The 23,362-nt window shown below is 68.5% G+C and carries 25 protein-coding genes; 13 read left to right on the forward strand and 12 right to left on the reverse strand.

Features of this window, described 5'->3' with window-relative positions:
- Window positions 1-6: 6 nt before the first annotated feature.
- Together AB0E69_RS21900 and AB0E69_RS21905 are read right to left on the reverse strand one after the other, a co-directional pair.
- Window positions 7-516, reverse strand: coding sequence for a hypothetical protein (locus AB0E69_RS21900; RefSeq protein ID WP_360148761.1), 510 nt, complete (start codon window positions 514-516; stop codon window positions 7-9).
- A gap of 63 nt (window positions 517-579) precedes the next feature.
- Window positions 580-1,725: a phosphotransferase gene (locus AB0E69_RS21905; RefSeq protein WP_360148764.1), complete on the reverse strand. Its 1,146-nt coding sequence runs from the start codon at window positions 1,723-1,725 to the stop codon at window positions 580-582.
- A 106-nt stretch (window positions 1,726-1,831) separates the two neighbouring features.
- On the opposite strand from AB0E69_RS21905, the gene AB0E69_RS21910 reads away from it, so the two are divergent.
- Window positions 1,832-2,260 carry a MarR family winged helix-turn-helix transcriptional regulator gene (locus AB0E69_RS21910; RefSeq protein WP_360148767.1) on the forward strand — a complete coding sequence of 143 codons (429 nt, stop codon included), beginning with the start codon at window positions 1,832-1,834 and terminating at the stop codon, window positions 2,258-2,260.
- Here the strand turns inward: AB0E69_RS21910 and AB0E69_RS21915 are convergent.
- Window positions 2,257-2,952 carry a hemolysin III family protein gene (locus AB0E69_RS21915; protein WP_360148770.1) on the reverse strand — a complete coding sequence of 232 codons (696 nt, stop codon included), beginning with the start codon at window positions 2,950-2,952 and terminating at the stop codon, window positions 2,257-2,259. The genes AB0E69_RS21910 and AB0E69_RS21915 overlap by 4 nt on opposite strands.
- Before the next feature lie 237 nt (window positions 2,953-3,189).
- Here AB0E69_RS21915 and AB0E69_RS21920 point away from each other — a divergent pair, with 237 nt between their 5' ends.
- On the forward strand, window positions 3,190-3,969 hold the full coding sequence (locus tag AB0E69_RS21920; RefSeq protein WP_360148773.1) for an isoprenyl transferase: 780 nt from the start codon (window positions 3,190-3,192) through the stop codon (window positions 3,967-3,969).
- Here AB0E69_RS21920 and AB0E69_RS21925 read toward each other — a convergent pair.
- Window positions 3,863-4,996 (reverse strand): NYN domain-containing protein, encoded by a 1,134-nt coding sequence (locus tag AB0E69_RS21925; protein ID WP_360148776.1) that lies wholly within the window; start codon window positions 4,994-4,996, stop codon window positions 3,863-3,865. The two genes, AB0E69_RS21920 and AB0E69_RS21925, sit on opposite strands and share 107 nt — an antisense overlap.
- A 560-nt stretch (window positions 4,997-5,556) precedes the next feature.
- Here AB0E69_RS21925 and AB0E69_RS21930 point away from each other — a divergent pair.
- Window positions 5,557-6,888 carry a PhoH family protein gene (locus AB0E69_RS21930; RefSeq protein ID WP_360148779.1) on the forward strand — a complete coding sequence of 444 codons (1,332 nt, stop codon included), beginning with the start codon at window positions 5,557-5,559 and terminating at the stop codon, window positions 6,886-6,888.
- Between the two features lie 182 nt (window positions 6,889-7,070).
- Complete coding sequence (locus AB0E69_RS21935; protein ID WP_360148781.1) at window positions 7,071-7,772, forward strand: hypothetical protein; 702 nt, start codon at window positions 7,071-7,073, stop codon at window positions 7,770-7,772.
- 1 nt (window position 7,773) lies between these two features.
- Here AB0E69_RS21935 and AB0E69_RS21940 read toward each other — a convergent pair whose 3' ends face one another.
- The 3 genes from AB0E69_RS21940 to AB0E69_RS21950 are packed head-to-tail and all read right to left on the reverse strand — an operon-like array spanning window position 7,774 to window position 11,785.
- Window positions 7,774-9,063, reverse strand: a complete 1,290-nt coding sequence (locus tag AB0E69_RS21940; protein WP_360148784.1) for an alpha-L-fucosidase — start codon at window positions 9,061-9,063, stop codon at window positions 7,774-7,776.
- Window positions 9,064-9,065: 2 nt separating this feature from the next.
- A complete protein-coding gene (locus AB0E69_RS21945; protein ID WP_360148787.1) occupies window positions 9,066-11,378 on the reverse strand; it encodes a glycoside hydrolase family 3 C-terminal domain-containing protein in 2,313 nt (770 codons plus the stop codon).
- Window positions 11,378-11,785, reverse strand: a complete 408-nt coding sequence (locus tag AB0E69_RS21950) for a hypothetical protein (RefSeq protein ID WP_360148790.1) — start codon at window positions 11,783-11,785, stop codon at window positions 11,378-11,380. The genes AB0E69_RS21945 and AB0E69_RS21950 overlap by 1 nt, the downstream gene beginning before the upstream one ends.
- 136 nt (window positions 11,786-11,921) lie before the next feature.
- Between AB0E69_RS21950 and AB0E69_RS21955 the strand changes: the two genes are divergently transcribed.
- From AB0E69_RS21955 to AB0E69_RS21985, 7 genes are read left to right on the forward strand one after another with little or no spacing between them, the layout of a single operon-like run.
- Window positions 11,922-13,136: a histidine kinase gene (locus tag AB0E69_RS21955; RefSeq protein ID WP_360148793.1), complete on the forward strand. Its 1,215-nt coding sequence runs from the start codon at window positions 11,922-11,924 to the stop codon at window positions 13,134-13,136.
- Window positions 13,120-13,788, forward strand: a complete 669-nt coding sequence (locus tag AB0E69_RS21960; protein ID WP_360148796.1) for a response regulator transcription factor — start codon at window positions 13,120-13,122, stop codon at window positions 13,786-13,788. Before AB0E69_RS21955 ends, AB0E69_RS21960 begins: the two co-directional genes overlap by 17 nt.
- Window positions 13,789-14,442: a hypothetical protein gene (locus AB0E69_RS21965; protein WP_360148799.1), complete on the forward strand. Its 654-nt coding sequence runs from the start codon at window positions 13,789-13,791 to the stop codon at window positions 14,440-14,442.
- Window positions 14,443-14,486: 44 nt separating this feature from the next.
- Window positions 14,487-15,890: a class II fumarate hydratase gene (locus AB0E69_RS21970; RefSeq protein ID WP_360148802.1), complete on the forward strand. Its 1,404-nt coding sequence runs from the start codon at window positions 14,487-14,489 to the stop codon at window positions 15,888-15,890.
- On the forward strand, window positions 15,887-16,552 hold the full coding sequence (locus AB0E69_RS21975) for a DUF402 domain-containing protein (RefSeq protein ID WP_360148805.1): 666 nt from the start codon (window positions 15,887-15,889) through the stop codon (window positions 16,550-16,552). Before AB0E69_RS21970 ends, AB0E69_RS21975 begins: the two co-directional genes overlap by 4 nt.
- On the forward strand, window positions 16,549-17,061 hold the full coding sequence (locus AB0E69_RS21980) for an AAA family ATPase (protein WP_360148808.1): 513 nt from the start codon (window positions 16,549-16,551) through the stop codon (window positions 17,059-17,061). Before AB0E69_RS21975 ends, AB0E69_RS21980 begins: the two co-directional genes overlap by 4 nt.
- Before the next feature lie 45 nt (window positions 17,062-17,106).
- Entirely contained in the window at window positions 17,107-17,268 is a 162-nt protein-coding gene (locus AB0E69_RS21985) for a hypothetical protein (protein ID WP_360148811.1), read from the forward strand.
- A gap of 2 nt (window positions 17,269-17,270) precedes the next feature.
- Here the strand turns inward: AB0E69_RS21985 and AB0E69_RS21990 are convergent, their stop codons facing one another.
- The 3 genes from AB0E69_RS21990 to AB0E69_RS22000 are packed head-to-tail and all read right to left on the reverse strand — an operon-like array spanning window position 17,271 to window position 19,808.
- The gene (locus AB0E69_RS21990) at window positions 17,271-17,696 is read right to left on the reverse strand and encodes a nitroreductase/quinone reductase family protein (protein WP_360148814.1); all 426 of its coding nucleotides are present in this window, start codon (window positions 17,694-17,696) and stop codon (window positions 17,271-17,273) included.
- 53 nt (window positions 17,697-17,749) lie between these two features.
- Window positions 17,750-19,417, reverse strand: coding sequence for a fumarate hydratase (locus AB0E69_RS21995; protein WP_360148817.1), 1,668 nt, complete (start codon window positions 19,415-19,417; stop codon window positions 17,750-17,752).
- Window positions 19,418-19,451: 34 nt separating this feature from the next.
- Window positions 19,452-19,808: a hypothetical protein gene (locus tag AB0E69_RS22000; protein ID WP_360148820.1), complete on the reverse strand. Its 357-nt coding sequence runs from the start codon at window positions 19,806-19,808 to the stop codon at window positions 19,452-19,454.
- A 97-nt stretch (window positions 19,809-19,905) separates the two neighbouring features.
- Here AB0E69_RS22000 and AB0E69_RS22005 point away from each other — a divergent pair, with 97 nt between their 5' ends.
- Window positions 19,906-20,601, forward strand: coding sequence for a DUF1707 domain-containing protein (locus tag AB0E69_RS22005; protein ID WP_360148823.1), 696 nt, complete (start codon window positions 19,906-19,908; stop codon window positions 20,599-20,601).
- Between the two features lie 62 nt (window positions 20,602-20,663).
- Here the strand turns inward: AB0E69_RS22005 and AB0E69_RS22010 are convergent, their stop codons facing one another.
- Window positions 20,664-21,998, reverse strand: coding sequence for a 2-isopropylmalate synthase (locus AB0E69_RS22010; protein ID WP_360148826.1), 1,335 nt, complete (start codon window positions 21,996-21,998; stop codon window positions 20,664-20,666).
- 61 nt (window positions 21,999-22,059) lie between these two features.
- Here AB0E69_RS22010 and AB0E69_RS22015 point away from each other — a divergent pair, with 61 nt between their 5' ends.
- Window positions 22,060-22,728 carry an FCD domain-containing protein gene (locus tag AB0E69_RS22015; protein ID WP_360148829.1) on the forward strand — a complete coding sequence of 223 codons (669 nt, stop codon included), beginning with the start codon at window positions 22,060-22,062 and terminating at the stop codon, window positions 22,726-22,728.
- Window positions 22,729-22,889: 161 nt separating this feature from the next.
- Here the strand turns inward: AB0E69_RS22015 and AB0E69_RS22020 are convergent, their stop codons facing one another.
- Window positions 22,890-23,360 (reverse strand): hypothetical protein, encoded by a 471-nt coding sequence (locus tag AB0E69_RS22020; protein WP_360148832.1) that lies wholly within the window; start codon window positions 23,358-23,360, stop codon window positions 22,890-22,892.
- Between the last annotated feature and the right edge of the window lie 2 nt (window positions 23,361-23,362).

The raw sequence follows: 23,362 nt of genomic DNA on the forward strand, positions 1-23,362 counted from the left end.
GCCGGGCTAGAGCTGCTTGCAGCGCTTCCCCGGCGGGATGTTGGCCTCGGTGAGCAGTTGACTCACCGGGGCCACCAGCGGCTTGACCTTCGGGTCCTCGAGCCGGGCGGTCTTCCCGTTCGCGGAGACCGCGACGATCAGGTCGTCCGGGTGCTTGGTCGCCGGCTTGGTCGCGACCAGGTTGGGCCAGTCGACCTGCTGCGCGGCGGTGGTGATCGTCGTCAGCAGGCTCGGGTCGAGCTTGCAGCGGATCGTCTGCTTCCCGCGCTTGCTGACCGTGGCGACGCCGTCGGCGCCGATCAGGACCTGGTCGTCGAGGCCGGCGAAGCCACCGGTGCGGCTGACCGTCAAGGGCAGCGCGGTCGGCGGGGGCGAGGGAGTAACCGTCGGCAGAGTCGGCGGCGTACTCGTGGTCTGCGTTGGAGGTGGCGTGCCGGTACCGGACTCGTCACCGCATCCGGTCAGGGCGAGTCCCGCGACGGCGGCCACTGCTGCGTACCTGCTGAAGTTCCTCACGCACCATGGATACAGGTAGGCGTGCTGTTCGTTGCAGCTGTGACACGACCGAGATGTGATCGATCAGACGACCGGAGCGACCAGGTCGACCAATGTCCGGGTGAGCTGCACGCGGCTCTCGAACGCCTCCAGCGTCGTCCCACCGCCCATGCTGGTGATCTCCTCCAGCGGCAGTGCGGTGAAGGTCGCACGGGCGCACAGCGAGCCCAGGTAGCCGTAGAGCACCTGTTCCTCGGTCACCTGCATGCCCTCCTCGGCCAGCCCCTTCAGGAAGGCCTTGAAGATCACCCGGTGCACCAACGGCAGCGCCTCGCTCGCCAGCTCACCTGCGTGCGCCAGCCCGATCAACAGCTGGCCGAGGTCGAAGCCGACGGCCTGCGGGCAGTCAAAGCCCCAGTCGATCACCACGAACTCGTCCGGCGAGCCCTGTGGCACCAGCAGGTTCTGCGGGCTCGCATCCCCGTGCTGGTAGCACTGCGGCAGTGCGTCGAGCGCATCCAGGACGGCGGGCAACCGCTCGGCCAGCTCGAGCAGGTCGCCGCGTAGCCGGTGCTCACCCAGGTTGCAGACCGCAGCGGCCAGCAGTGGGTGCTTCCAGGTCTCCGGGTTCGCAATGATCGGTAGCGCGGCCGTCTGCACCCGTCCGCCGGTGTAGTACCGCAGGCCGGACCCCGGTGTGGTGATGCCGTCGCGGGGGAGCAGCGGTTCCACCAAGTGCGGCTGCCGGCGCGCGGAGAGCCGCCCCAGCAGGTACGCCGCTCGTTCGAACCGGTCGATCGGCCACGGACCAGGCTCCTGGACGACGTTCTCCATCCAGATCGCGCCGCGGTCGTCGTCGTACAGGTCGATGCGGTACGCCGTGGGCAGCCGCATGCCATCCGGTAGCAGGTCGGCCAGGTTGCTGCGGTGGGCAGCGATCTCGAGCTGCCACGGCAGGTTCCGTAGGAAGGCGTCCCGGTACGGCTCCGGGATCATCTCGATGTACGGCCAGTGCCGCGGCGACTGCAGCTTCTTCACGAAGCAGGACCAGCCGGTGCCGAACACCCGGTGCAGCGACTCGGTACTGGGCGTGCCGATCGGGTAGTCGACCTCCTCAACCCGCACCTCACCGGGGACCGCCTCCGGGTCCCCGGTAATCGTCCGTACCAGCGCGGCCAGCTCCTCCTCCGACAGCGCATCCCGCCCCAACGGTGCCATCGCAGTACGCATGCCATCCCCCCAAACCTCGGTCCGGCTGCCATCGTCCACCCCGGTCTTCGGCCAGCCTTCAGAAGGTAGTAAAGCAGCCTTACTACCTTGATAGTAAAGTGGCTTTATGACATCCGTCAACGAGGTGGGCACCGAGCACATCGCGAACCTGCTCGCGCGGGCGATCGGGGCGATCCGGGCCCAGATCCTGGCGACGTCCGAGGAGCGCTTTCCGGGGCTGCGGATCTCGCACTACCGGCTGCTCGAGCTGATCCCGGACGGCGGCGGCCGGATCACCGACCTCGCACAGGTCGCGGCGATGACCAAGCAGGGGCTGGGCCAGCACATCGACTACCTGCAGAAGCTCGGCTTCACCGAGTCCGACCGGCTGTCCACAGACCGCCGCGTCCGGCTGGTACGACGTACCGCGCGCGGGGACGAGGCCGTGGCATTTAGCCGCGAGGTCATTGGGCGCGTCGAGACGACGTGGGCCCAGCAGCTCGGACCCGAACGGTTCGAGCTGCTGCGGGAGATGCTGGCCGAGCTCAGTGTTTAGCGCGCGCGGTACGTCGCGATGCTGACCGCGATGTAGTGGCAGGCGAAGGCGGCCACCGTGAAGGCGTGGAAGATCTCGTGGAAGCCGAACCACCGCGGTGAGGGGTTCGGGCGCTTGAGGCCGTAGACGACCGCGCCGGTCGAGTACAGCAGGCCGCCGACGATGATCAGCGTGACCACCGCGGCGCCGCCGTTGTGGTAGATGTCGCCCATCCAGAACACCGCGACCCAGCCGAGCGCCAGGTAGATCGGCGTGTAGAGCCAGCGCGGCGCGCCGACCCAGAAGATCCGGAACAGGATGCCGAGGGTGGCGCCGGCCCAGACCAGGCTGAGCATCAGCACCCGGTCCCGGCCGTGCAGGATGACCATCCCGATCGGCGTGTAGGTGCCGGCGATCAGCAGGAAGATGTTGCTGTGGTCGAGCCGGCGCAGGATCGCCTCACCGGTCTTGCCCCAGTAGAACCGGTGGTACAGCGCCGAGATGCCGAACAGCAGCATCGAGGCGACCAGGTAGACCGCGGCCGCCCAGCGGGCGTTCGCCCGGGGCGCCAGGCAGATCAGCACGATGCCCGCGGCGGTGGCCAGCGGGAAGGTGCCGGCGTGCAGCCAGCCGCGCAGTTTGGGTTTGAGTGGACCGAGCCGTCCCGAGAGGTGGTGACCGAGTTGCTGGGGCTGTGGGCTCGTCGCGGTCATCGCCGTCCTTTCGCGGGGATCCATTCGTACCTACGCAACCGTAACCTACGGAACCGTAGGTTCAATGGGTCGAAGGGATGAAATGTAGGCGACATCACCCGGCCGGACGCTTCGACGCCGGAAGTTCGGCGAAAGTTCGAACTTCCTGGCAGCTTCCGTCATCCTTCTCTGTGCCCTCTCTTACCGAGGGAATCTGGGCTAGCCTCGTGACGACAGTTCAAGGAGAGCACCCTGCCCATGCGGACACCTGGTAAGGCGAAGCTGCGCGACGCGGTCTACGGCCTGTACGAGCGCCGGCTGCTGCGGTCCCTGTCGCCGGACCGGATTCCCCGGCACATCGGCGTGATCATCGACGGCAACCGCCGCTGGGCACGCTCCGCCGGGAACCCGGTCTCGCACGGCCACGAGGCCGGCGCGAACAAGATCTCCGAGTTCCTCGAGTGGTGCGACGACGTCGGCGTCAAGGTGGTCACGGTGTGGATGCTGTCCACCGACAACCTGACCCGGCCGGCGGACGAGCTGGAGCCGCTGCTGCGGATCATCGAGCAGACGGTCGAGGAGCTGACCTCGATCGGCCGCTGGCGGATCCACCCGGTCGGTGCGCTCGACCTGCTGCCCGGCACCACGGCCGAGGTGCTGAAGGCCGCCGAGACCGCGACGCAGGACGTCGAGGGCATGATCGTCAACGTCGCCGTCGGGTACGGCGGCCGCCGTGAGCTGGCCGACGCGGTGCGGGCGCTCCTGCTCGAGGAGGCGGCGAAGGGCGTGTCGCTGGAGGAGCTGGCCGACCACGTCGACGTCGAGCACATCGCCCGGCACCTGTACACCAAGGGCCAGCCTGACCCCGACCTGGTCATCCGCACCTCGGGTGAGCAGCGACTGGGTGGCTTCCTGCTCTGGCAGAGCGCGCTCAGCGAGTTCTACTTCTGCGAAGCGCTCTGGCCCGACTTCCGGCACGTGGACTTCCTCCGAGCGGTCCGGAGCTACGCCCAACGAGAGCGCCGCTTCGGGACGTAGGGCCTCTACCGCAGCGCCGGCAGGTCGTGCGGCGCCGCAGGTAGTACGCGTAGGTCGCTGCGCCCAGCCCGGCGCCCCAGACGACCCAGAGGATGCCCGGAGCGTTCAGTGCCCAGTTGTCGCCGTCCAGGGGCAGCTGGGCGTTCATGAGGCCGGCGGGGATGAGTACGACGGCCACGATCGAGGCGGGGACGATCGCGAGCAGCGGTGGTACCCGCTGGCCGGCCTTGAACCAGATCCAGCGTGGGTAGACCTCGCCCCAGCGGTGCACCAGGCCGTGCGTGAGGACGCCGCCGGCCATGGCCATCACGGCGAGGCCCAGACCCATTTCGAGCATCCCCGGTGTGTCGGCCATCATCCGGTGGAAGTCGTCGCTGATCCCGACCGGCCAGCCGAAGTACCAGGCCACACGGGTGAACTCGTACGGAAGATTCGCCACTACCGCCGCGGTCACCGCCCACCTGCCCCAGCGCAGCGCGGCCTCCGGGCGCTGCCAGTGCGGCTCGTGGCCGCCACGGCCGCAGGAGACGCAGGTGTTGCGGGTGCGGCGGTGGTACGCGAGCGCTGTGGCGGCCCAGAGGAGTCCGCCGACGAAGAGGATGATCAGGTTCACCCGGTGCCAGTACAGGATGTCGCCGACCCCGCCCTGCGCGCCCGGTACGCCGGTGAACGCGAAGACGAGGATGGCCGGCGCCAGCGCGACCACCGCGATCAGTGTGTAGTCAGGGATCACCAGAGCGAGCGAGACGGCCAGTACCGCGGCAACGGTCTGTAGCGCCGAGCCGCGGGGGCGGATCCGCGTCATCACCAGCGCGAGGACTGCGCCGCCCAGTCCGACCACGGCCATCGCCGGTGCGACTACGTGGACCGGAGCGCCTTCCAGGAGCGACGCGGTCGCCCTGTCGTTCGGTACGTGCGCGAACGGGTAGCCCGCTCCGCCGTACAGCCAGTAGACGCCGAGTACGCCGTACGCGAGAGACCAGAGCGCGGTGGCGTACCCGGTCCACGACGGCCAGTTCTTTCGCATACCCAGAGCGTCACGTGGCACCCCGTCGTACCGGATCACCCTGACGAGGGAGCGACCTCCCTCGCCCGGGTGTAACGCCCTGTTAACCCGGGGACGGGCGTGTCGGGCTGCGCAGTTTGACGGACCCTCCTACGCTGACATTGACGGTCGGAGGGGAAGCCGGCTGTCACGGGAGGCCCGATCAGTTTGAGAATCTCGTTCCAGCCGGTTGCCCCATGAGGGGCCGAACGGAGTCCCCGAGACCTAGGGCGTGTCCCCCGGTCCCACGCCTACTGCGCGGCACTCGGCGGGCACCTCGCCAAGCGGGAGCGAAGGGAACGATGAAACCACATCGCCCCCTCCGCTCCCGCTCGCCGAGGCACTCCCCCGAGCACCTGCTCGCTACGGCGTGGGACCGGGGGACACCCCCTGAGGTCTCGAGCTCACTGATCGCCGTTGCCGCTCGCGCGGCGGCACGGACGGGGTCTACACCGGACCCCGAGGGCATCGCCCGGTCCATCACCTAATCACTGGCGGGCCGGGGCGAGGGTGTACGTCACGGCCAGAAGAGGACGTGCGACATGGCCATCCACGCCAAGGCGTCAAGTACCTCATCCACACCGGACCAGCGCACCTTCGTGCTGGACACCTCGGTGCTCCTCTCCGACCCGCACGCGATGCTGCGGTTCGACGAGCACGAGGTGGTCGTTCCGGTGGTCGTCGTCACCGAATTGGAGGCCAAACGGCATCACCCCGAGCTCGGCTACTTCGCCCGCACCGCGCTGCGACTGCTCGACGAGCTCCGGATCCTGCACGGACGACTGGACGCGCCCCTGCCAGTGGGGGAGAAGGGTGGAACTCTCCGGGTCGAGCTGAACCACACCGATCCCGAGACCCTGCCGGCCGGTTTCCGGCTCGGCGACAACGACAGTCGGATCCTGGCCGTGGCCTGCAACTTCATGGCCGAGGGCAAGGACGTCACGCTGGTCTCCAAGGACCTGCCGATGCGGGTCAAGGCGTCGGCCTGCGGCCTGATGGCCGAGGAGTACCGCGCCGAGCTCACGCTGGAGTCCGGCTGGACCGGGATGGCCGAGCTCGAGGTGGAGACCCATGCGGTCGACGACCTGTACGAGAACGGGGTGCTCGAGCTGCCGCAGGCCGGCGAGTTCCCGACCCACACCGGGCTGGTGCTGCTGTCCGACCGGGGCAGCGCGCTCGGCCGGGTGATGCCGGACAAGCGGATCCGGCTGGTTCGGGGTGACCGGGAGGCGTTCGGGATCCGCGGCCGGTCGGCCGAGCAGCGGGTCGCGCTCGACCTGCTGCTGGACCCCGACGTCGGGATCATCTCGCTCGGCGGCCGCGCCGGTACCGGTAAGTCCGCGCTCGCGCTCTGTGCCGGCCTGGAGTCGGTGATGGAGCGCCGCCAGCACAAGAAGGTGGTCGTCTTCCGGCCGCTGTTCGCGGTCGGCGGTCAGGAGCTCGGGTACCTGCCGGGCAGCGAGTCCGAGAAGATGCAGCCGTGGGCGCAGGCCGTCTACGACACGCTCGGCGCGCTGACCAGCGGGGACGTGATCGACGAGGTGATGGACCGCGGCATGCTCGAGGTGCTGCCGCTGACCCACATCCGCGGCCGGTCGCTGCACGACGCGTTCGTGATCGTGGACGAGGCTCAGTCGCTGGAGCGCAACGTGCTCCTGACGGTGCTGTCGCGGGTCGGCGCGAACTCGCGGGTCGTCCTGACCCACGACGTGGCCCAGCGGGACAACCTGCGGGTCGGCCGGCACGACGGCGTGGTCGCCGTCGTCGAGCAGCTCAAGGGTCATCCGCTGTTCGCGCACGTCACGCTGACCCGGTCCGAGCGCTCGCCGATCGCCGCGCTCGTCACCGAGATGCTCGATGACCTGCAGTTGTAAGGAGTCACTGCGTAATTGGGTCATAACTCTCGTGTAAAGCGAGAGTAAGACTTCGGTCCACGGTGCGGTCGCCACGCTGGCGACCGCACCGTTGGTTTGTGACCTGCTTGTGATCACCGACGGTTTACGTCAGAGTATGTTCTCGTTGCAGCCGACGGGGGTCGGGTTTCTCGGAAGGACAGATGAAAGCGAAGCGCTCCTTCGCGGCTCTCTCAGTCACTGGGATCGCCGTGGTCTCCGTTGTCACCGGTGTCGACCTCTTCAGCTCGCCCGGCAGCAGCAATGCCTCCGAGCAGGTGTCCGGCCGCGCTGAGATGGCAGTCGTGAACAGCGGCAAGGTGCGTGCGCAGGACGACAAGCCAACCGCTCCCGCGGTCGACGACGCCGCCGCGGCCCAGGACACCGTCCGGCTGCGCAACCAGATCGAGGCCATCGAGCAGCAGCGGAAGGCCTCCCAGGACGCCTTCACCGCCAAGATGAAGGCGAAGAACGCGGTCACCAAGCGCTACGAGGCGCTCAAGCAGGCGGACCGCTCGGCCGCCGAGGAGCGGGCCAGCCGGGACGCCGAGCGGAAGAAGTACGAGGGCACGCCCAAGGAGGTCGCGATGAACCTCCTCCCCGACCACGGCTGGAGCGCGAGCCAGTTCAGCTGCCTCGAGAAGCTGTGGAACCGCGAGTCCCGCTGGAACGTCCACGCCGACAACCCGAGCTCGACGGCGTACGGCATCCCGCAGGCGCTCCCCGGCAACCGGATGGCGGCGTACGGCAAGGACTGGCGCACCAACCCGGTCACCCAGATCAAGTGGGGCCTCGACTACATCGAGTCCACCTACGGCTCCCCCTGTGGCGCCTGGGCCCACTCACAGGCCAGGGGCTGGTACTGAGTCACCTGCTCCGCAGCCAGGCGCCGATGTCGTTCAGCCGGCTCAGCTGCTCCGGGACGATGACCCCCTCGCCGCCGCTGGGTCCGACGTTGAGCAGGAGCGCGCCGTTGTTCGCCGACGCCTTGGTGAGGGTGTCGATCAGGTCGGACGACTTGGCGTAGTCCGCCTCCGTCTCCTCGCGGTTGTAGCCGAACGAGCCGCCGATGCCGCGGTCCTGCTGCCAGAACTTCTCCTGTGGCGTGTCGAAGGCGACGTACTCCGGGGTCCTGAAGTCACTGTGTGGCACCTCCTTCGGCGTGCTGATCTGCTCTGCGACGCCCGGCAGCTTGAAGAGAGGGCGCATGACGGTGTCGAAGGCCCAGCGCATCGGCTTCGGACCCATCACCTGCCGGCCGAACGACGCGGTGCCCCACCGGTCGTCGACGACCCCCTCGGGCACGGTGTTGTAGTAGTCCGCCATGAGCGCGTAGAGCCGCTTGGAGCCGGTCGGCCAGGAGATGTCGTTCCACAGGATGTCCGGCTTGTAGCGGGTGATCAGCTCGCGCACCTGTGCCAGGGCGTACTGCCGGTAGTCCTCGCCGTAGTGCAGGAACGCGTAATCGCCCAGCGTCTTCACAGTCTTCTTCTGGAACGTCCAGTCGACCCCACCGGAGTAGTAGACGCCGAACTTGAGCCCCTGCTTGCGTACTGCGGCCGCCAGCTCGCCCAGGAGGTCCCGATGGGCGTGGAAGTCCGGTGCGTGCGGGTTACGGACCTGCGTGGGCCACATCGAGTACCCGTCGGCATACTTCGCGGTCACCACGATGTACGCCGCTCCCGCTGCCTTGAACTGTGCCGCCCACTTGTTCGGGTCCCACTTCGCCAGACCGGCGTCGAACTGCTTGGTGAAGTCGCTGTACGGCGCGTCGCCGTAGTGCTCGCGGTGGTACTGCCCGGTCGGCGACTCGGGGTCCTTCATCGCGTTCGCGTAGTCCTCGGCGTACGGGTTGTGCGTCATCGCATGCCCGTACTGCGTCTCGAGCAGCTTGTTGAAGGTCGTGCCCTTCGGCGCGAACCCCGGGACCGAGTAGAGCCCCCAGTGGATCATGATCCCGAACTTGGCGTCCTTGAACCACGGTGGCAGCGGATGCTTGTTCAGCGACTCCAGGTCGGCCGTGTAGGGCCCCTGGGTCGTCATCTTCGCCTTCCGGTCGTCCTGCCAGCCCCACACCTTGCTGCAGGCCACGAATGCCAGCACGAGGACCAAGGCCAGCGCCACGAGGCGCAGCAGGATCTTTGCGAAGCGCTTCATGATCAGACCACCTTCAGGTGCAGGGTGTGCGGTAAGGAAGCCGCGGACGTGCCGACGTGGAGGGTGAAGCTACCCGGCTCGACCACCGTGCGCAGGTTGGCGTCGACCAGCGCCAGGTCCGTCGCACGGAGCGGAATGACGACCGATGCCACGCTCTCCGGCGCGAGACTCACCTTGGCGAAGCCGCGCAGTTGCAGGGCCGGTACCGCGACACTCGTCTCGTCGTCGGCGACGTACAGCTGCAGGATCGCCGTACCGGTTCGCCGGCCGGTGTTGCGGATCTCGGCCCGGACCTCGGTCGATCCGGTCCGGCCGATCCGGTCGTGGCTGAGACGAACGTTGCTCACGGCAAACATAGTGTAGCTGAGGCCGTAGCCGAACGGATACAGCGGCGTGGACGGCAGGTCGACGTACTCACTCGCTGCGGCTCGGGAGCCCTTGACGTTGTAGTACATCGGCAACTGGCCGACGCTGCGGGGGACTGTGATCGGCAGCCGGCCCGCGGGGTCGGTGACTCCGGTCAGGACGTCCACGACGGCCTGTGCACCCTGCTCGCCGGGTAGCCAGGCCTCCAGGATCGCGGGTACGTTCTCAGCCGCCCAGCGGATGGACAGTGGACGTCCGTTGATCAGCACGAGCACTACCGGCGTGCCGGTCGCGTGGACTGCTTCCAGCAGCTCCTGCTGGACGCCGGTGAGGTCCAGGCTGGCAATGTCGGCCAGCTCACCGTTGGTACGACCTGGGTTCAGGTAACCGCCCTGCGTCTCCTCACCGAGCACAACGATCGCCACGTCGGCCTCCCGCGCGGCGGCCACCGCGGCGGGTATGCCGGAGCGGTCTGTGCCGGTGGTTCTGCAGCCTTGGGCGAAGGTGACCCGCCGCCCGGTCGTCTTGAGCCGCTCCAGGATCGTGGGTACGTCGTGCAACGCCGGCCAGGCCGAGTACTCACCGAGCAGGTTCCTGGCGTCGTCGGCGTTCTGGCCGATGACCGCCAGCCTCTTCACGTCTGGGCCCAGCGGCAGCAGGTTCTGCTCGTTGCGGAGCAGGACCATCGAGTCGCGGGCCGCCTGCAGGGCCACCTGGCGATGTGCGGGCTGGTTGACGAGCGCCTCGGCGCGGTCGGGATCGGCGTACGGCTGGTCGAAGAGGCCGAGGCGGTGCTTGAGCGTCAGCACGCGCCGGACCGCTCGATCGAGCAGGGATTCGGGGACGGCGCCGGTCCGAATCGCCTCGGCCAGCCCGTCGAGATAGGCGCTGTGCCCGTTGAGGGAGATGTCCAGGCCGGCCCGCAGGGCCAGTGCACCAGCCCGGGCCGGCGTCGCGGCCACCCGGTTCTCCAGCATGCCGTCGAAGCCGATCCCGATCACCACTCCCTCGAAACCGAGCTCGTCGATCAGCAGTTCGGTGAGGTACTTCGGTGAGCCGTGCACGGAGACGCCGTCGATGACCTGCTCGCTCGCCTCGGTCATCAGCGCGCCGGCCGCGAACCCGGCCCGCCACGGGGGCAGGTGGACCAGCCGGAGCTCGCGTTCGCCGATCTCGATCGACGAGCCCTCGAGGCCGCCGACGTTCGGAGACTCGGCTGGAAAGGTGACGAGGGAGACGACCGGGCCCGTGCGGAGGTCGGCCTGCGCCGCCGGGACCAGTGCCTCGACGTACCGGGCCACCAGGTGCGGGTCCTCGCTGAAGGACCAGATGGATCGGCCGTACCGCGGGTCGCGGTTGAGCTCGGCGGGGATCGTGCTGATCGCGTGGATGCCGACGGCGCGGGCCTCGGCGCCGACGGCGGCGTACACCGCGGCTGCCAGGTCCGGTGACCACATGGCTCCCAGACCGAGGCCCTCCGGGAAGATGGTTGCGCCTGGTCCTACTGAGCCGTGCGTGCCTTCGCTGAGCTGCAGGACCGGGATGCCGTGCTGCATGGCGATGCGCTGTAGCTCGTTGTGGCGTTCGGCTTGCTGACGTGGAGTCTTGGGGTGCTCGAGCGGGATGCTGCCGAACAACGACTCGTTCACCAGGCCGAAGAAGCCGCCACCCGGACCGAGCGTCAGCCCGTTGTGTGTCCACCCACCACGGACGTAGTGGTCCTGGTCGGCAGGCGTCGCACCCATACTGCTGCCGGGCTCGCCAGGGAACACCACCGGCACGTTCAGCTGCGCGATCTTGTCACCCAACGACATCTTGGCAATCAGCCCGTCGATCCGCTGCCGTGCCTCTACCGGTATGCGGGCGGCCGCTCGGCCCGCCGGTACCGAACCTGCTGCGACGGTGGCCAGCGCACCGGCTACGAAGCCCCGTCGGGACAGACCGGTCATCAGTTCGCCTCCCGGTGGGTTGTGAGCCACTGGGTGAGGCGACCGGACCACTGGGCGTTGTCGGTGCGTTCGGTGAACCAGCGGTGGTTCACGAGCAGGTAGAGGAGAGTGCCGCTGTGCAGCTCGAGTACCAGGGGTGCGCCGAGGGTCTTGGAACCACCGCCGAGGAAGCGGCCGTACAGGTCCGTGAACTCGTTGCTCACCGATGCCAGCTCCCCCGGGTGAATGGTCACGTCGTGGCCGGGGTCCCTGCCGGTCAGCTCCAGCCGGTTCGGGTGCAGCCGGATGGTGCCGGACCGCGGGAAGATCGCCCGCTGGTCGATCGCGGCCTTGAACGAGTCCCAGCGGGACCGGTCCGACAACTCGGCGGCGGTCGTGCCGCGGTAGGTGCTTTCGGCAAGGATCATGGTGCCAGCGTGGTCGTCGAGCGTGCTCGGACGGATCAGCCCGCCGTACACGGGTAGCACCGATCGGTGGAGTTCGGCCTCCACCGAAAGTCTCGCCGTACGCCGGACGGGCCGCGGAGCCGCTACCGTCATTGACGTGCAGAGCAAGGAGGAGACGGGCATCCTCGCCGCGCTGATCGCGCCAGGGTCGCGGGCCGCGCCAGGGTACGGGCGGCTGACCCCACGGGACCGGGTTGTGGACATCGCCTGCGTGCTGATCGGCCTGCTGGCCGGGCTGCTGACCGTTGGCGACGCGAAGCTGCCACCGCGATTCGGTCAGCTTCCCTACTGGCTCGACCTGAGCCTGTGCATTGCCGGTGCGCTTTCCCTGCTGCTCCGACGGCGCTGGCCGGTCGGCCTGCTGGTGGTGATGATCGTCGGCTCGACCACGGTCCCGTCGCTCGGTGCGTCAGCCGGTCTGGCGTTGTTCACCGTTGCCGTCCACCGTCGGCCGGCGGTCAGCCTCTCGCTCGGCGTGCTGGCAATGGCTTCCTGCACGCTCCAGTTCTGGCTGTACCCCGTGGCTGACGGACACGACGGGTACTGGATCGCGGTGGTCCTCACTGCGCTGGCCTGTGCCGTGCTGGTGGCGTGGGGGATCGTCGTACGGACGAGGCGGCAGCTGTTGGCCTCGTTGACCGAGCGAGCGGTCAGAGCCGAGGCAGAGCAGCAGTTGCGGGTCGAGCAAGGGCAGCGACGCGAGCGGGAGCGCATCGCTCGAGACATGCACGACGCGCTCGGGCACAGGCTGTCCTTGCTGAGCATGCATGCGGGAGCACTGGAGTTCCGGCCGGACATGCCATTGGACGAGCTGTCGCGTACTGCTGGGGTGATCCGGTCGAGCGCGCGCGACTGTGTGGACGACCTGCGCGAGATCGTCGGCGTGCTGCGCTCTCCTGGAGACGTCCCGGGCCGGGGGATCGACGCGCTGGACGAGGTGGTGGCCGAGTCGCGGGCCGCAGGCATGGTGATCGACCTCGCGGTTGGAGTCGAGCTGGACGCCGTACCGGACTCCGTCGGGCGGCACGCGTACCGGATGATCCAGGAGGGACTGACGAACGCGCGCAAACATGCACCGAACGAACCGGTCCGGGTCAGTGTTAGCGGCGGTCCCGGGGCCGGCCTGTCCATAGAGGTTGCGAACCGGTTGGAGCGTGGCGCAGCAGGCCCTGGGTCGCGCGTAGGGCTGATCGGGTTGGCTGAACGGGCCTCGCTGGCCGGTGGGCGGCTGGAGCACGGTCCAACGGCTGACGGGGAGTTCCGGCTGGCTGCCTGGCTGCCCTGGGTGTCCTACGATGACCGGCGTGAGTGATCCGGTCCGGCTGCTGCTCGTCGACGACGATCCACTGGTCCGGGCTGGGCTGACCAGCATGCTCGGGGGTGCTACTGAGCTGGAGTTGGTCGGTACTGCGGGCGATGGGCGGCAGGCTGTCGACGCAGTACGGGACCTGCGGCCTGACGTCGTACTGATGGACATCGGGATGCCGACCATGGACGGTGTCACTGCCACCGAGGCGATCCGGCGGCGGCCTGGTGCACCTGAGGTGGTCATGCTGACGACGTTCGGGTCGGACGAGTACCTGCTGCGGGCGCTGCGCGCCGGTGCATCCGGCTACCTGCTGAAGGACGCTGCGCCTCCGGAGATCGTCGCTGCGGTTCTGAAGGCCGCAGCAGGGGAGTCGGTGTTGTCGCCGCAATCCACCCGGCAGTTGATGGATCACGTCGGCGCCGCGGACCAGGACGGACGGCGTACGACGGCACTCGCGGCGCTGGGCCAGCTGACAGAGCGGGAGCGGGACGTCGTACTGGCAGTTGCACAGGGCAAGAGCAACGCAGAGGTCGCTGCAGACCTGCGGCTGGGAGTCGCCACTGTGAAGACTCACCTGACCAACTCGCTGGCCAAGCTGCAGCTCACCAACCGCGTTCAGCTCGCCCTGCTGGCCCACGACGCCGAGTGGGTCTGAATGGCCGAGTTGGCGCGGGCAGATAGTGAGCGCGGGGAGCTGGTCCTGCGACGTCGTGACGACGGCGCTCTGGAGCTGCGGGTGAACGGTGTGTTCGTGATGGACGACCAGGAGACTTCCAGCGAGGAGCTGCTGGCGTCGGCTGCCTTGGCTCGCTTGGCCAGTCCGGACCGTGTGCTGGTAGGCGGTCTTGGCCTCGGCTACACGGTCCGTGCCTTGCTGGCCGATCCGCGCGTCGGCGAGATCCTGGTAGCCGAGATCGAACCCGACCTGGTCAGCTGGATGCGCACCGGCCTGATCCCTTCGGTCCTGGGCGATCGGCGCGTGAGGGTGGTGGTCGGCGATGCGCGTACCGTGGTTGCCGACGCCGCCGATGCTTCGCTGGACGCGATCCTGCTGGACGTGGACAACGGTCCGGACTTCCTGGTGTACAACGAGAACTCGGCCGTCTACACGTCGTCGTTCTTCCAGGTCTGCCGGGCGAAGCTCCGGCCCGGCGGAGCGCTGACGGTGTGGTCCTCGTCACCCTCCCCGGCCCTCGAATCCGCGGTCGCGGACGTCTTCGGCGCGTGCGCGGTGACGCCGGTCCCGGTCGCCCTGCAGGAGCGGGCGGAGACGTACTACGTGTACCAAGGATCGTTTTCCACAGTTTGACGATCGGGCGTCGGCGGCGCGCGCGATCGACGTACTCTGCAGGTATGGGTGACAACGTGGAGTACAGGATCGAGCACGACACGATGGGCGAGGTGAAGGTGCCTCGGGACGCGTTGTGGCGGGCTCAGACACAACGTGCGGTGGAGAACTTCCCGATCTCCGGCCGGCCGCTGGCCCCGGAGCTCGTGCACGCGCTGGCGCAGATCAAGGCCTCAGCGGCCGTGGTGAACGCGTCGCTCGGCGTGCTGGACGCGGAGCGGTCGGCGGCCATCGTCGCGGCGGCCGAGGAGGTCGTCGCGGGGGAGCACGACGGGGAGTTCCCGATCGACGTGTTCCAGACCGGTTCGGGCACCTCGACGAACATGAACGCGAACGAGGTGCTCGCCACGCTTGCCACCCGGGCGCTCGGCGCCGATGTGCACCCGAACGACCACGTCAACGCCTCGCAGTCGAGCAACGACACCTTCCCGTCCGCGATCCACGTCGCGGCCACGGCCGGGGTCGTGCAGGACCTGCTGCCCGCGCTCGAGCACCTCGCGGATTCGCTGTCTCGTAAGGGATCTGAGTTCGCGGACGTGGTGAAGTCAGGGCGGACGCACCTGATGGACGCGACACCGGTGACGCTCGGCCAGGAGTTCAACGGGTATGCGCAGCAGATCCGCCGAGGTGCGGATCGTGTTCGGGCCGCGCTGCCCCGGGTGTCCGAGCTGCCGCTGGGCGGGACGGCCGTGGGCACGGGGATCAACACGCCGCCTGGGTTCGCGGCCGCGGTGATCACCGAGCTGAACCGGCGGACCGGGCTCGAGCTGACCGAGGCCGAGGATCACTTCGAGGCGCAGGGTGCGCGGGACGGGCTGGTCGAGCTGTCCGGTCAGCTGAAGACGATCGCGGTCAGCCTGACGAAGATCTGCAACGACCTGCGCTGGATGGGTTCCGGGCCGCGGGCCGGGCTGGGCGAGATCGCGCTGCCGGACCTGCAGCCGGGGTCGAGCATCATGCCGGGCAAGGTGAACCCGGTGATCTGTGAGGCGACGCTGATGGTCGCGGCGCAGGTGATCGGCAACGACACCGCGATCACGGTGGCCGGTGCCGGGGGCAACTTCGAGCTGAACGTGATGCTTCCGGTGATCGCGCGCAACCTGCTCGAGTCGATCAGCCTGCTGGCCAGCAGTTCGCGGCTGCTCGCGGACCGCTGCGTCGACGGGATCACCGCGAACGTCCAGCACGCGCGTGAGCTGGCGGAGTCGTCGCCGTCGATCGTGACGCCGCTGAACCGGTACATCGGGTACGAGAACGCGGCCGCGGTGGCGAAGAGCGCCTTGAAACAAGGAAAAACCATCCGCGAGGTCGTGCTGGAGAACGGTCACGTCGAGAAGGGGGACCTGACCGAGGAGCAACTGGATGCGGCGCTGGACGTGCTGTCGATGACGCGGCCGGGCTCGTCGTGACGCAGTACTGGGAGCCGGGCACGATCATCGAATGGGTCTATGAGGGCACCGGGCGGCACGCGGACAAGCCGAACGTGCGGCCGATGACCGTGGTGCGGGACGACGCGGACGGGTTGGTCGCCTGGCTCGCGCCGGGTACGCCGTTGATCAAGCCGGTGCTGACGGACGGGCGGGAGACGCGGCATGCGGGCCCGGTGGGGATGTTCACCGAGGAGCGGGTGCTGAAGCTCGACATCTGGCGCGGGACCGGGATCCTGAAGGTGCTGCCGCCGGGCAAGCCGTGGTCGGTCTGGTACTTCTGGGGCGAGGACGGCGACTTCCACGGGTGGTACGTGAACCTCGAGCGCCCGCACGTGCGGGACGTCGAGGGCCGCCGTACCAGCACCGTCGACCGGGTCCTCGACCTCTGGATCCACCCCGACCGCACGATCGAGTGGAAGGACGAGGACGAACTGGAAGGCGCCGTCACCGCCGGCCGCTTCACCTCCGCCGAGGCAGACCAGATCATCGCCGACGCCCACGCTGCCATCCGCGACATCGAGGCGTGGACGGCCCCCTTCTCCGACGACTGGCAGTTCTGGACGCCACCCCACCACTGGCACCTCCCGATGGCCCCCACTACCCACCAACCAGACCTCATCGCCGAAGAACTCCACAGTTGACCCCCCAAGCAATCCTGCTCACCGGCGGCGGTGGCGTAGGCAAGACCACGATCGCCCAAGCCCTCGCCAAACACCTCACCACCGCCGGTCACCCGACCGCTGTTCTGGACCTGGACGCTGTGGCGCAGTTCGGCCCGCGTCCTGTGAGTGGTTCGGTGCTGTCGTTCCACGACACCTTGAGAGCGCTGAACCTCGCCGCAGTCTGGCAGGTCTACGCAGCCGCGGGCGCCCAGTTCTTCGTCGTCAGCGGTCCGGTCACCACAGCCGCCCACCGGACCGCCTACACGGAGGCACTACCCGGCTGCGAGGTGACCGTCGTACGTCTCGTCACTCAACCGGAACTCGTCGTGGCTCGCACTGACTCCACTCAGCGTGGGCCTATGTGGAACGTCCAGGCCGCGCTGGACGACGCGGAGAGCCATCACGCCGTCGAAGACTTCACCGTTTCCAACGACGGCACGCCCGAGGATGCGGTGGCCGCGATCCTCGGTGGGCTGGGCAACAGGTAGGTCACGGGTGGGTCTTACCGGCTGGTTCGGTCTTACCGTGAAGGTATGTACACCGTTGAGCTAGAAACCGAGGAGCTCCAGCTGCTGCGTTCGGCCCTGCGCTCGTACCTCCAAGCGTTCGGCCACAACGAAGCCGAAATCGTCACCGCCGCTCGCTCGCTCCTCCTCAAACTTCCGGACCCCACCGCGGAGGCCAAGGCCGGCTGAGGTCAGGCGACCGGCTGCAGTACGGCGACCGGGATCGTTCGCCGGGCCTTTGTCGCGTACCGGCCGATGCCGGGGTCTGTGCGAAGGATGACGTCCGTCCAGACGGTGCTGCGTTCGGCGCCGGTCAGCTCACGCGCGCGCATCTGCTGGTGGTCCGCCCCGATCTGCACGTCCGAGATGCCCGCCGCCCGCAGGTTGCGGAACCAGTCCGGGTCCTGCCGTGACCCCGACCCGGTTCCCCACACCAGCAGCCCGTCCGGACTCTCGAGGTACCGCACGCACGTCGACCGCGGCACGCCGGTCCGCCGCCCGGGCGTGGTCAGCACGAGGACCAGCACGTCCTTGCTCCCACTGCCGAGACGCCCGTCCGACACCCGGTACATCCACACGCCGATCCGGTTCCCGACCGACATCATCCGCCGAGCCATACCGATCACCCCCTCTTCCGAGGGTCCGGCGATCACCCGGGCACGTCAAGAATTCAACTGCGAGGGCGGACCGTGAGGGGGACGGGCTTGCGGGTGTCGGTGAAGAAGTCGTTGCCCTTGTCGTCGACGACGATGAAGGCGGGGAAGTCCTCGACCTCGATCTTCCAGATGGCTTCCATGCCGAGCTCGGCGTACTCGATCACGTCGACCGACTTGATGCAGTCCTGTGCCAGTCGCGCCGCCGGTCCGCCGATCGAGCCCAGGTAGAAGCCGCCGTGCTGCTTGCACGCCGCCGTCACCTTGGCCGAGCGGTTGCCCTTGGCAAGCATGACGAAGGAGCCGCCGGCCGCCTGGAACTGGTCGACGTACGCGTCCATCCGGCCCGCTGTCGTCGGTCCGAAGGACCCCGACGCGTACCCCTCGGGCGTCTTCGCCGGGCCCGCGTAGTACACCGCGTGATCGCGAAGATAAGCAGGCATCGGCTCGCCCGCGTCCAGCCGTTCCTTGATCTTCGCGTGGGCGATGTCGCGCGCCACCACCAGCGGACCGGTCAGCGACAGCCGCGTCTTCACCGGCAGCTTCGACAGCTCCTCGCGGATCTCGCGCATCGGCCGGTTCAGGTCGATCCGTACGACGTCCGCGTCGTCCAGGTGCTCATCCGTCGTCTCGGGCAGGAACCGCGCCGGCTCCCGCTCGAGCTGCTCCAGGAACACGCCCTCCGGCGTGATCTTCGCCAGCGCCTGCCGGTCGGCCGAGCACGACACCGCGATCGCGACCGGGCAGGACGCGCCGTGCCGCGGCAGGCGGATGACGCGGACGTCGTGGCAGAAGTACTTCCCGCCGAACTGCGCCCCGATCCCGAACTCCTGGGTGAGCTTGAAGACCTCCTCCTCCAGCTCCACGTCCCGGAACCCGTGCCCGAGCGGCGATCCGCTCGTCGGCAGCGTGTCCAGGTAGTGCGCGGAGGCGTACTTCGCGGTCTTCAGCGCGTACTCCGCCGACGTCCCGCCGACCACGACCGCGAGGTGGTACGGGGGGCAGGCCGCCGTACCCAGCGAGCGGATCTTCTCGTCCAGGAACTCCATCATCCGCGCCGGGTTCAGCACGGCCTTGGTCTCCTGGTACAGGAACGACTTGTTCGCCGAGCCGCCGCCCTTGGCCATGAACAGGAACTTGTACGCCGGGTCGCCGCTGACCGGCGTGGAGTACAGCTCGATCTGCGCGGGGAGGTTGGAGCCGGTGTTCTTCTCGTCCCACATGGTCAGCGGGGCCATCTGGGAGTAGCGCAGGTTGAGCTTGGTGTACGCGTCGTACACGCCGCGGCTGATCCACTCCTCGTCGACCGCGCCGGTGAGGACGCCCTCGGACTTCTTGCCCATCACGATCGCGGTGCCGGTGTCCTGGCACATCGGCAGTACGCCACCGGCCGAGATGTTCGCGTTCTTCAGCAGGTCGAGCGCGACGAACCGGTCGTTCCCGGAGGCCTCCGGGTCGTCGATGATCCGCCGCAGCTGCGCGAGGTGCGCGGTCCGCAGGTAGTGCGAGATGTCGTGCATCGCCTCCGCGGTCAGCATCTGCAGCACCGCAGGCTCCACCTGCAGGAACGACCTCCCACCGGCCGTGAACGTACTGACGCCCTCGGTCGTCAGCAGCCGGTACTCCGTGTCGTCCGCCCCGAGCGGCAACAGATCGGAGTAGTTGAAGTCGGCAGACACCGGCATACCTCCAGAACAAGTGGTCTCGAACCACCCAAGCCTAGTTTCCCGCCCGCGGTCCCCGCTCCGGCACCCCGGGTGACTTCACCAACACCTGCCAGGCGGAGCGGACCTCCAGTCCGAGGGACAGCCGGTGGTGGACCCACTGCCACCCGCTCCGCTTCCCCCAGAACCGGTTCGCCGGCTTCGGGAGCCGTGCTCCGAGCCAGAAGGCCAGCAGCGAGATCCCCGCCACGCCGGCGATGAAGAAGACGAGCGCTGCGACCCGGACCAGACTGCCGACGTCCCCGCCGAGCTGAGTGACCAGGAGGAGTACGACGCCCGCCACCAGAGCTACGAAGGCGAGGAGGTAGACGCCGGCGACGAGGCGCGGCTTCGGTATTCCGTCCCAGTTCATGGGGAACAGTATGAGACCTCGATCAGGGTAGGGATCAGGGGTCAATCGGGGTGGAAACGGGTCTGCGGGCGGGCTGGTGCGCGCGTATGGTTTTGGGGTGGCTCAGGATGGGGTTCCTCAGGACAGGCGGCCGCAGGATGCGGTGGCGGCGAGTGGTGACGAGTTGGCGTTGCGGCGGCGGGTGTCGGATCTCGAGCGGGAAGAGGTCGCCGACGTACTGCGCGAGGCCGCGGGCGAGGGGCGGTTGTCGTACGGTGAGCTCGAGGAGCGGCTGGAGACGCTGTACTCCTCCAAGACGTACGGCGAACTCGTCGAACTGACCACCGACCTGCCGAACGGCCCGCGCGCGCCTGGGGTGCAGAGCGTGCCGGCTGTCAGCCCGCAGTACAGCGGCGCGATGGTGGAGTCCGGGCCGGTGATCAACGTGTTCATGTCCGAGACCAAGCGGATGGGCCAGTGGGTCGTCCCGCAGCGCCAGGAGATCAACGCGGTCCTGGGCGACGTCACCCTCGACTACACCGAGGCCCAGATCCCGTTCGCCGAGATCCACCTCGACGTGAAGTCGATCCTCGCCGACGTCAAGCTCCGCGTCCCGTCGAACGCGATCGTCCTCCTCGACAGCAACCCGATCCTCGGCTCCATCTCCGAACAGGAGGCGGCCCTCAAGTCCGTCCCCGACCCCAACACCCCCACCACCGCCCCCATCCGCTTCCACATCCGCGGCACCGCCATCCTCGGCGAAATAAAAATCAAACGAGGCCCCCGCCTCACCAAACGCCTCGGCCTGACCTGACGCCACGGGCGGCAACGGAGAGCAGCCAGTGCCCAGCGCTCGCCGTCGCCGGTCGACGTCCTTCAGTTCGAGGGCCCGTAGACCTCCTCGTAGAGCGCCTTCAGTTCCGGCGCGCTTGCTTCCCGGCCGGTTGCGTCCGTGTGGCGTTGTACATGCCGCGCGAAGACAACCTGCTCATCGACCGACAGCTGGACGCCGTACACCGACTCCAGCACGTGCGCGATCCCACCCTTGCCCGACTGGCTGTTGACCCGGACCACCGCCTCGTACCCGCGCCCCACATCCGCCGGATCGATCGGCAGGTACGGCACCTCCCACAACCCCAGCCCCTGTGCGGCGAACCCCTTCCGGATCGCGTCCTGGTGCGTCCCCGAGAACGCGGTGTACACGAGCTCCCCGACGTACGGGTGCCGTGGATGGATCGGCATCCGCGTGCAGTGCTCGACCACCGACCGGATCCCGTCGATGTCGGAGAAGTCGATCATCGGGTCCACGCCCTGCGCGTGCAGGTTCAGCGCCAGTGTGGCGATGTCCACATTCCCGGTCCGCTCGCCGTTCCCGAACACGCACCCCTCGACCCGCTGCGCCCCAGCGAGTACGGCGAGCTCCGCGCACGCGATCCCGGTCCCGCGGTCGTTGTGCGGGTGCACCGACAGGATGACGCCGTCACGCCGCGGCAGGTGCTTGTGCATGTACTCGATCTGGTCGGCGTACACATTCGGCGTCGCGACCTCGACCGTGGCCGGCAGGTTCATGATCACCGGCCGCTCCGGCGTCGCGTCCCACTGCTTGGTCAGGTGGTCGGCCAGCTCCAGCACGTAGTCCGGCTCGGTCAGGTTGTACACCTCGGGCGAGAACTGGAACCGCACCGAGTCCCCGGCCAGCCGCAGGATGTCCTCGGACCCGGCGTAGATCATCGCCGCCAGCTCGTCCCTGGTACGACGCAGTACGACGTCCCGCCACACCGGCGCGGTCGCGGCGTACATGTGGATCACCACGTCCCCGCGCATCCCGGCCACGGACTCCACCGTCCGCTCGATCAGGTCCCGCCGGGCCGGCGTGAACACCACGATCGTCACGTCCTCAGGTACCAGGTCGGACGTCGCCAGCAGCCGGACGAAGTCGAAGTCGGTCTGCGACGCGGACGGGTACCCGACCTCGATCTCCTTGTAGCCGATGGCAATCATCAGCTCGAAGAACGTCCGCTTCCGCGCAGGGTCCATCGGCTCGGCCAGCGCCTGGTTCCCGTCCCGCAGATCCACCGGCACCCACAGTGGCGCCGCGGTGAGCTGCCGGTCCGGCCACTCGCGCTCGATCGGAAGCACCGGCACCCGCTCGAACGCGGAGCGGTAGCGGTGGCTGGGCATCGGGGAGGCTTGCTGACGGTTCCAGGTCATGCCGCCGTTGTATCAACTCCTCAGACAAGCTGACAAGCTGATAACCTCTAGACTAACCCGCATGATTCGCCGCCACCCCCTCGCCGAGCAGGCTGCCGAGGAGCTGCTGCGCCGGATCGGCGACGGCGAGTGGACGCTCGGCGCCAAGCTCCCCGGTGAGACCACGCTCGCGGCGCAGCTGAGCGTCGGCCGGTCTACGATCCGCGAGGCGATCCGTGAACTGGCCGGCCGGCGGGTGCTCGAGAGCCGTCAAGGCGCGGGCGTGTTCGTGATCGCGCTCCAGGCGGCCGAGGACTGGGACACCGTGCTCCGCAAGGCCGACATCAGCGACGTCCTGGAGGGCAGGGTCGCGATCGAGACCGAGGCGGCCCGGCTGGCCGCGCTCCGCCGTACGCCGGCCGACCTGAAGAACTTCCGCTACACGCTCGCGGACCGCCAGCGGGCCTCGGAGAAGTCACCCGACGACTGGTACGTCGAGGCCGACCTGGCCTTCCACCGCGCGATCGTGACCGCCGCGCACAACGCCGTCCTGACCGAGCTCTTCGACACGTTCGTGCCGCGGATCCGGCGCGCGATGCTCGACATGCTCAAGCTCGACGACCAGCACCGGCACCGCTTCGACCAGGCCGCGCACGAAGCGATCGCGGAGGCGATCCGGGCCAAGGACCCCGACGAAGCCGCCGCCCGCTCCCGCGACCAGCTCGCGGCGGTCCGCAGCGCACTGACCTAGGCCGTGTCTGGTAATTCCCCGCCTACTGCGCTGCACTCGGCACGGCACCTCGGCGCACTGGTGCAAAGGGCACGATGCTCCGCATCGAACCCTTCGCCCCAGCACGCCGAGCTACCGCACCGAGCACATGCTCGCTACGGCGCGGAACTACCAGACACGACCTAGGCCCGGTGCTGCTCCAGCAGCGTCTGCAGCCACGGCGTCAGCTCGTCGAGGTCCCCGACGTTGTCCGGGGTGATCGTCAACGGCCGGGTACGGCGATCCGTCGGCTGCACCCGCACCGACCGGGCCAGCGGCAGCCCGACCGGCGCCTCGATGTGGCTGATCGCGCCCCACGGGAGGCGTCGGCCGCGCGTGATGCCGTCCGAATCGACGGTCAGCGTCGGACGGCCAGTAGCGAGCTGCCAAACGGTCAGACCGGTCCCGTAGACGAACGCAGCGAGCGCGGTCAACCGCAGTACGCCGAGAGCGCCGGAGACGTCCCCCTCCTGCAGGTGCTGGATGTTGGTCAGCGCTGACACCACCGTGAGCAGTCCAAAGCCGACCAGCCGCACCCCGAGCCGGCCGCGGCGCGGTGGGAACACCACACTGCCCTTCGACTCCAGCTCAGAGCTCCATGTCTCGGCCGACACCC

The organism is Kribbella sp. NPDC026611, from assembly GCF_040638345.1.
Classification (GTDB): domain Bacteria; phylum Actinomycetota; class Actinomycetes; order Propionibacteriales; family Kribbellaceae; genus Kribbella.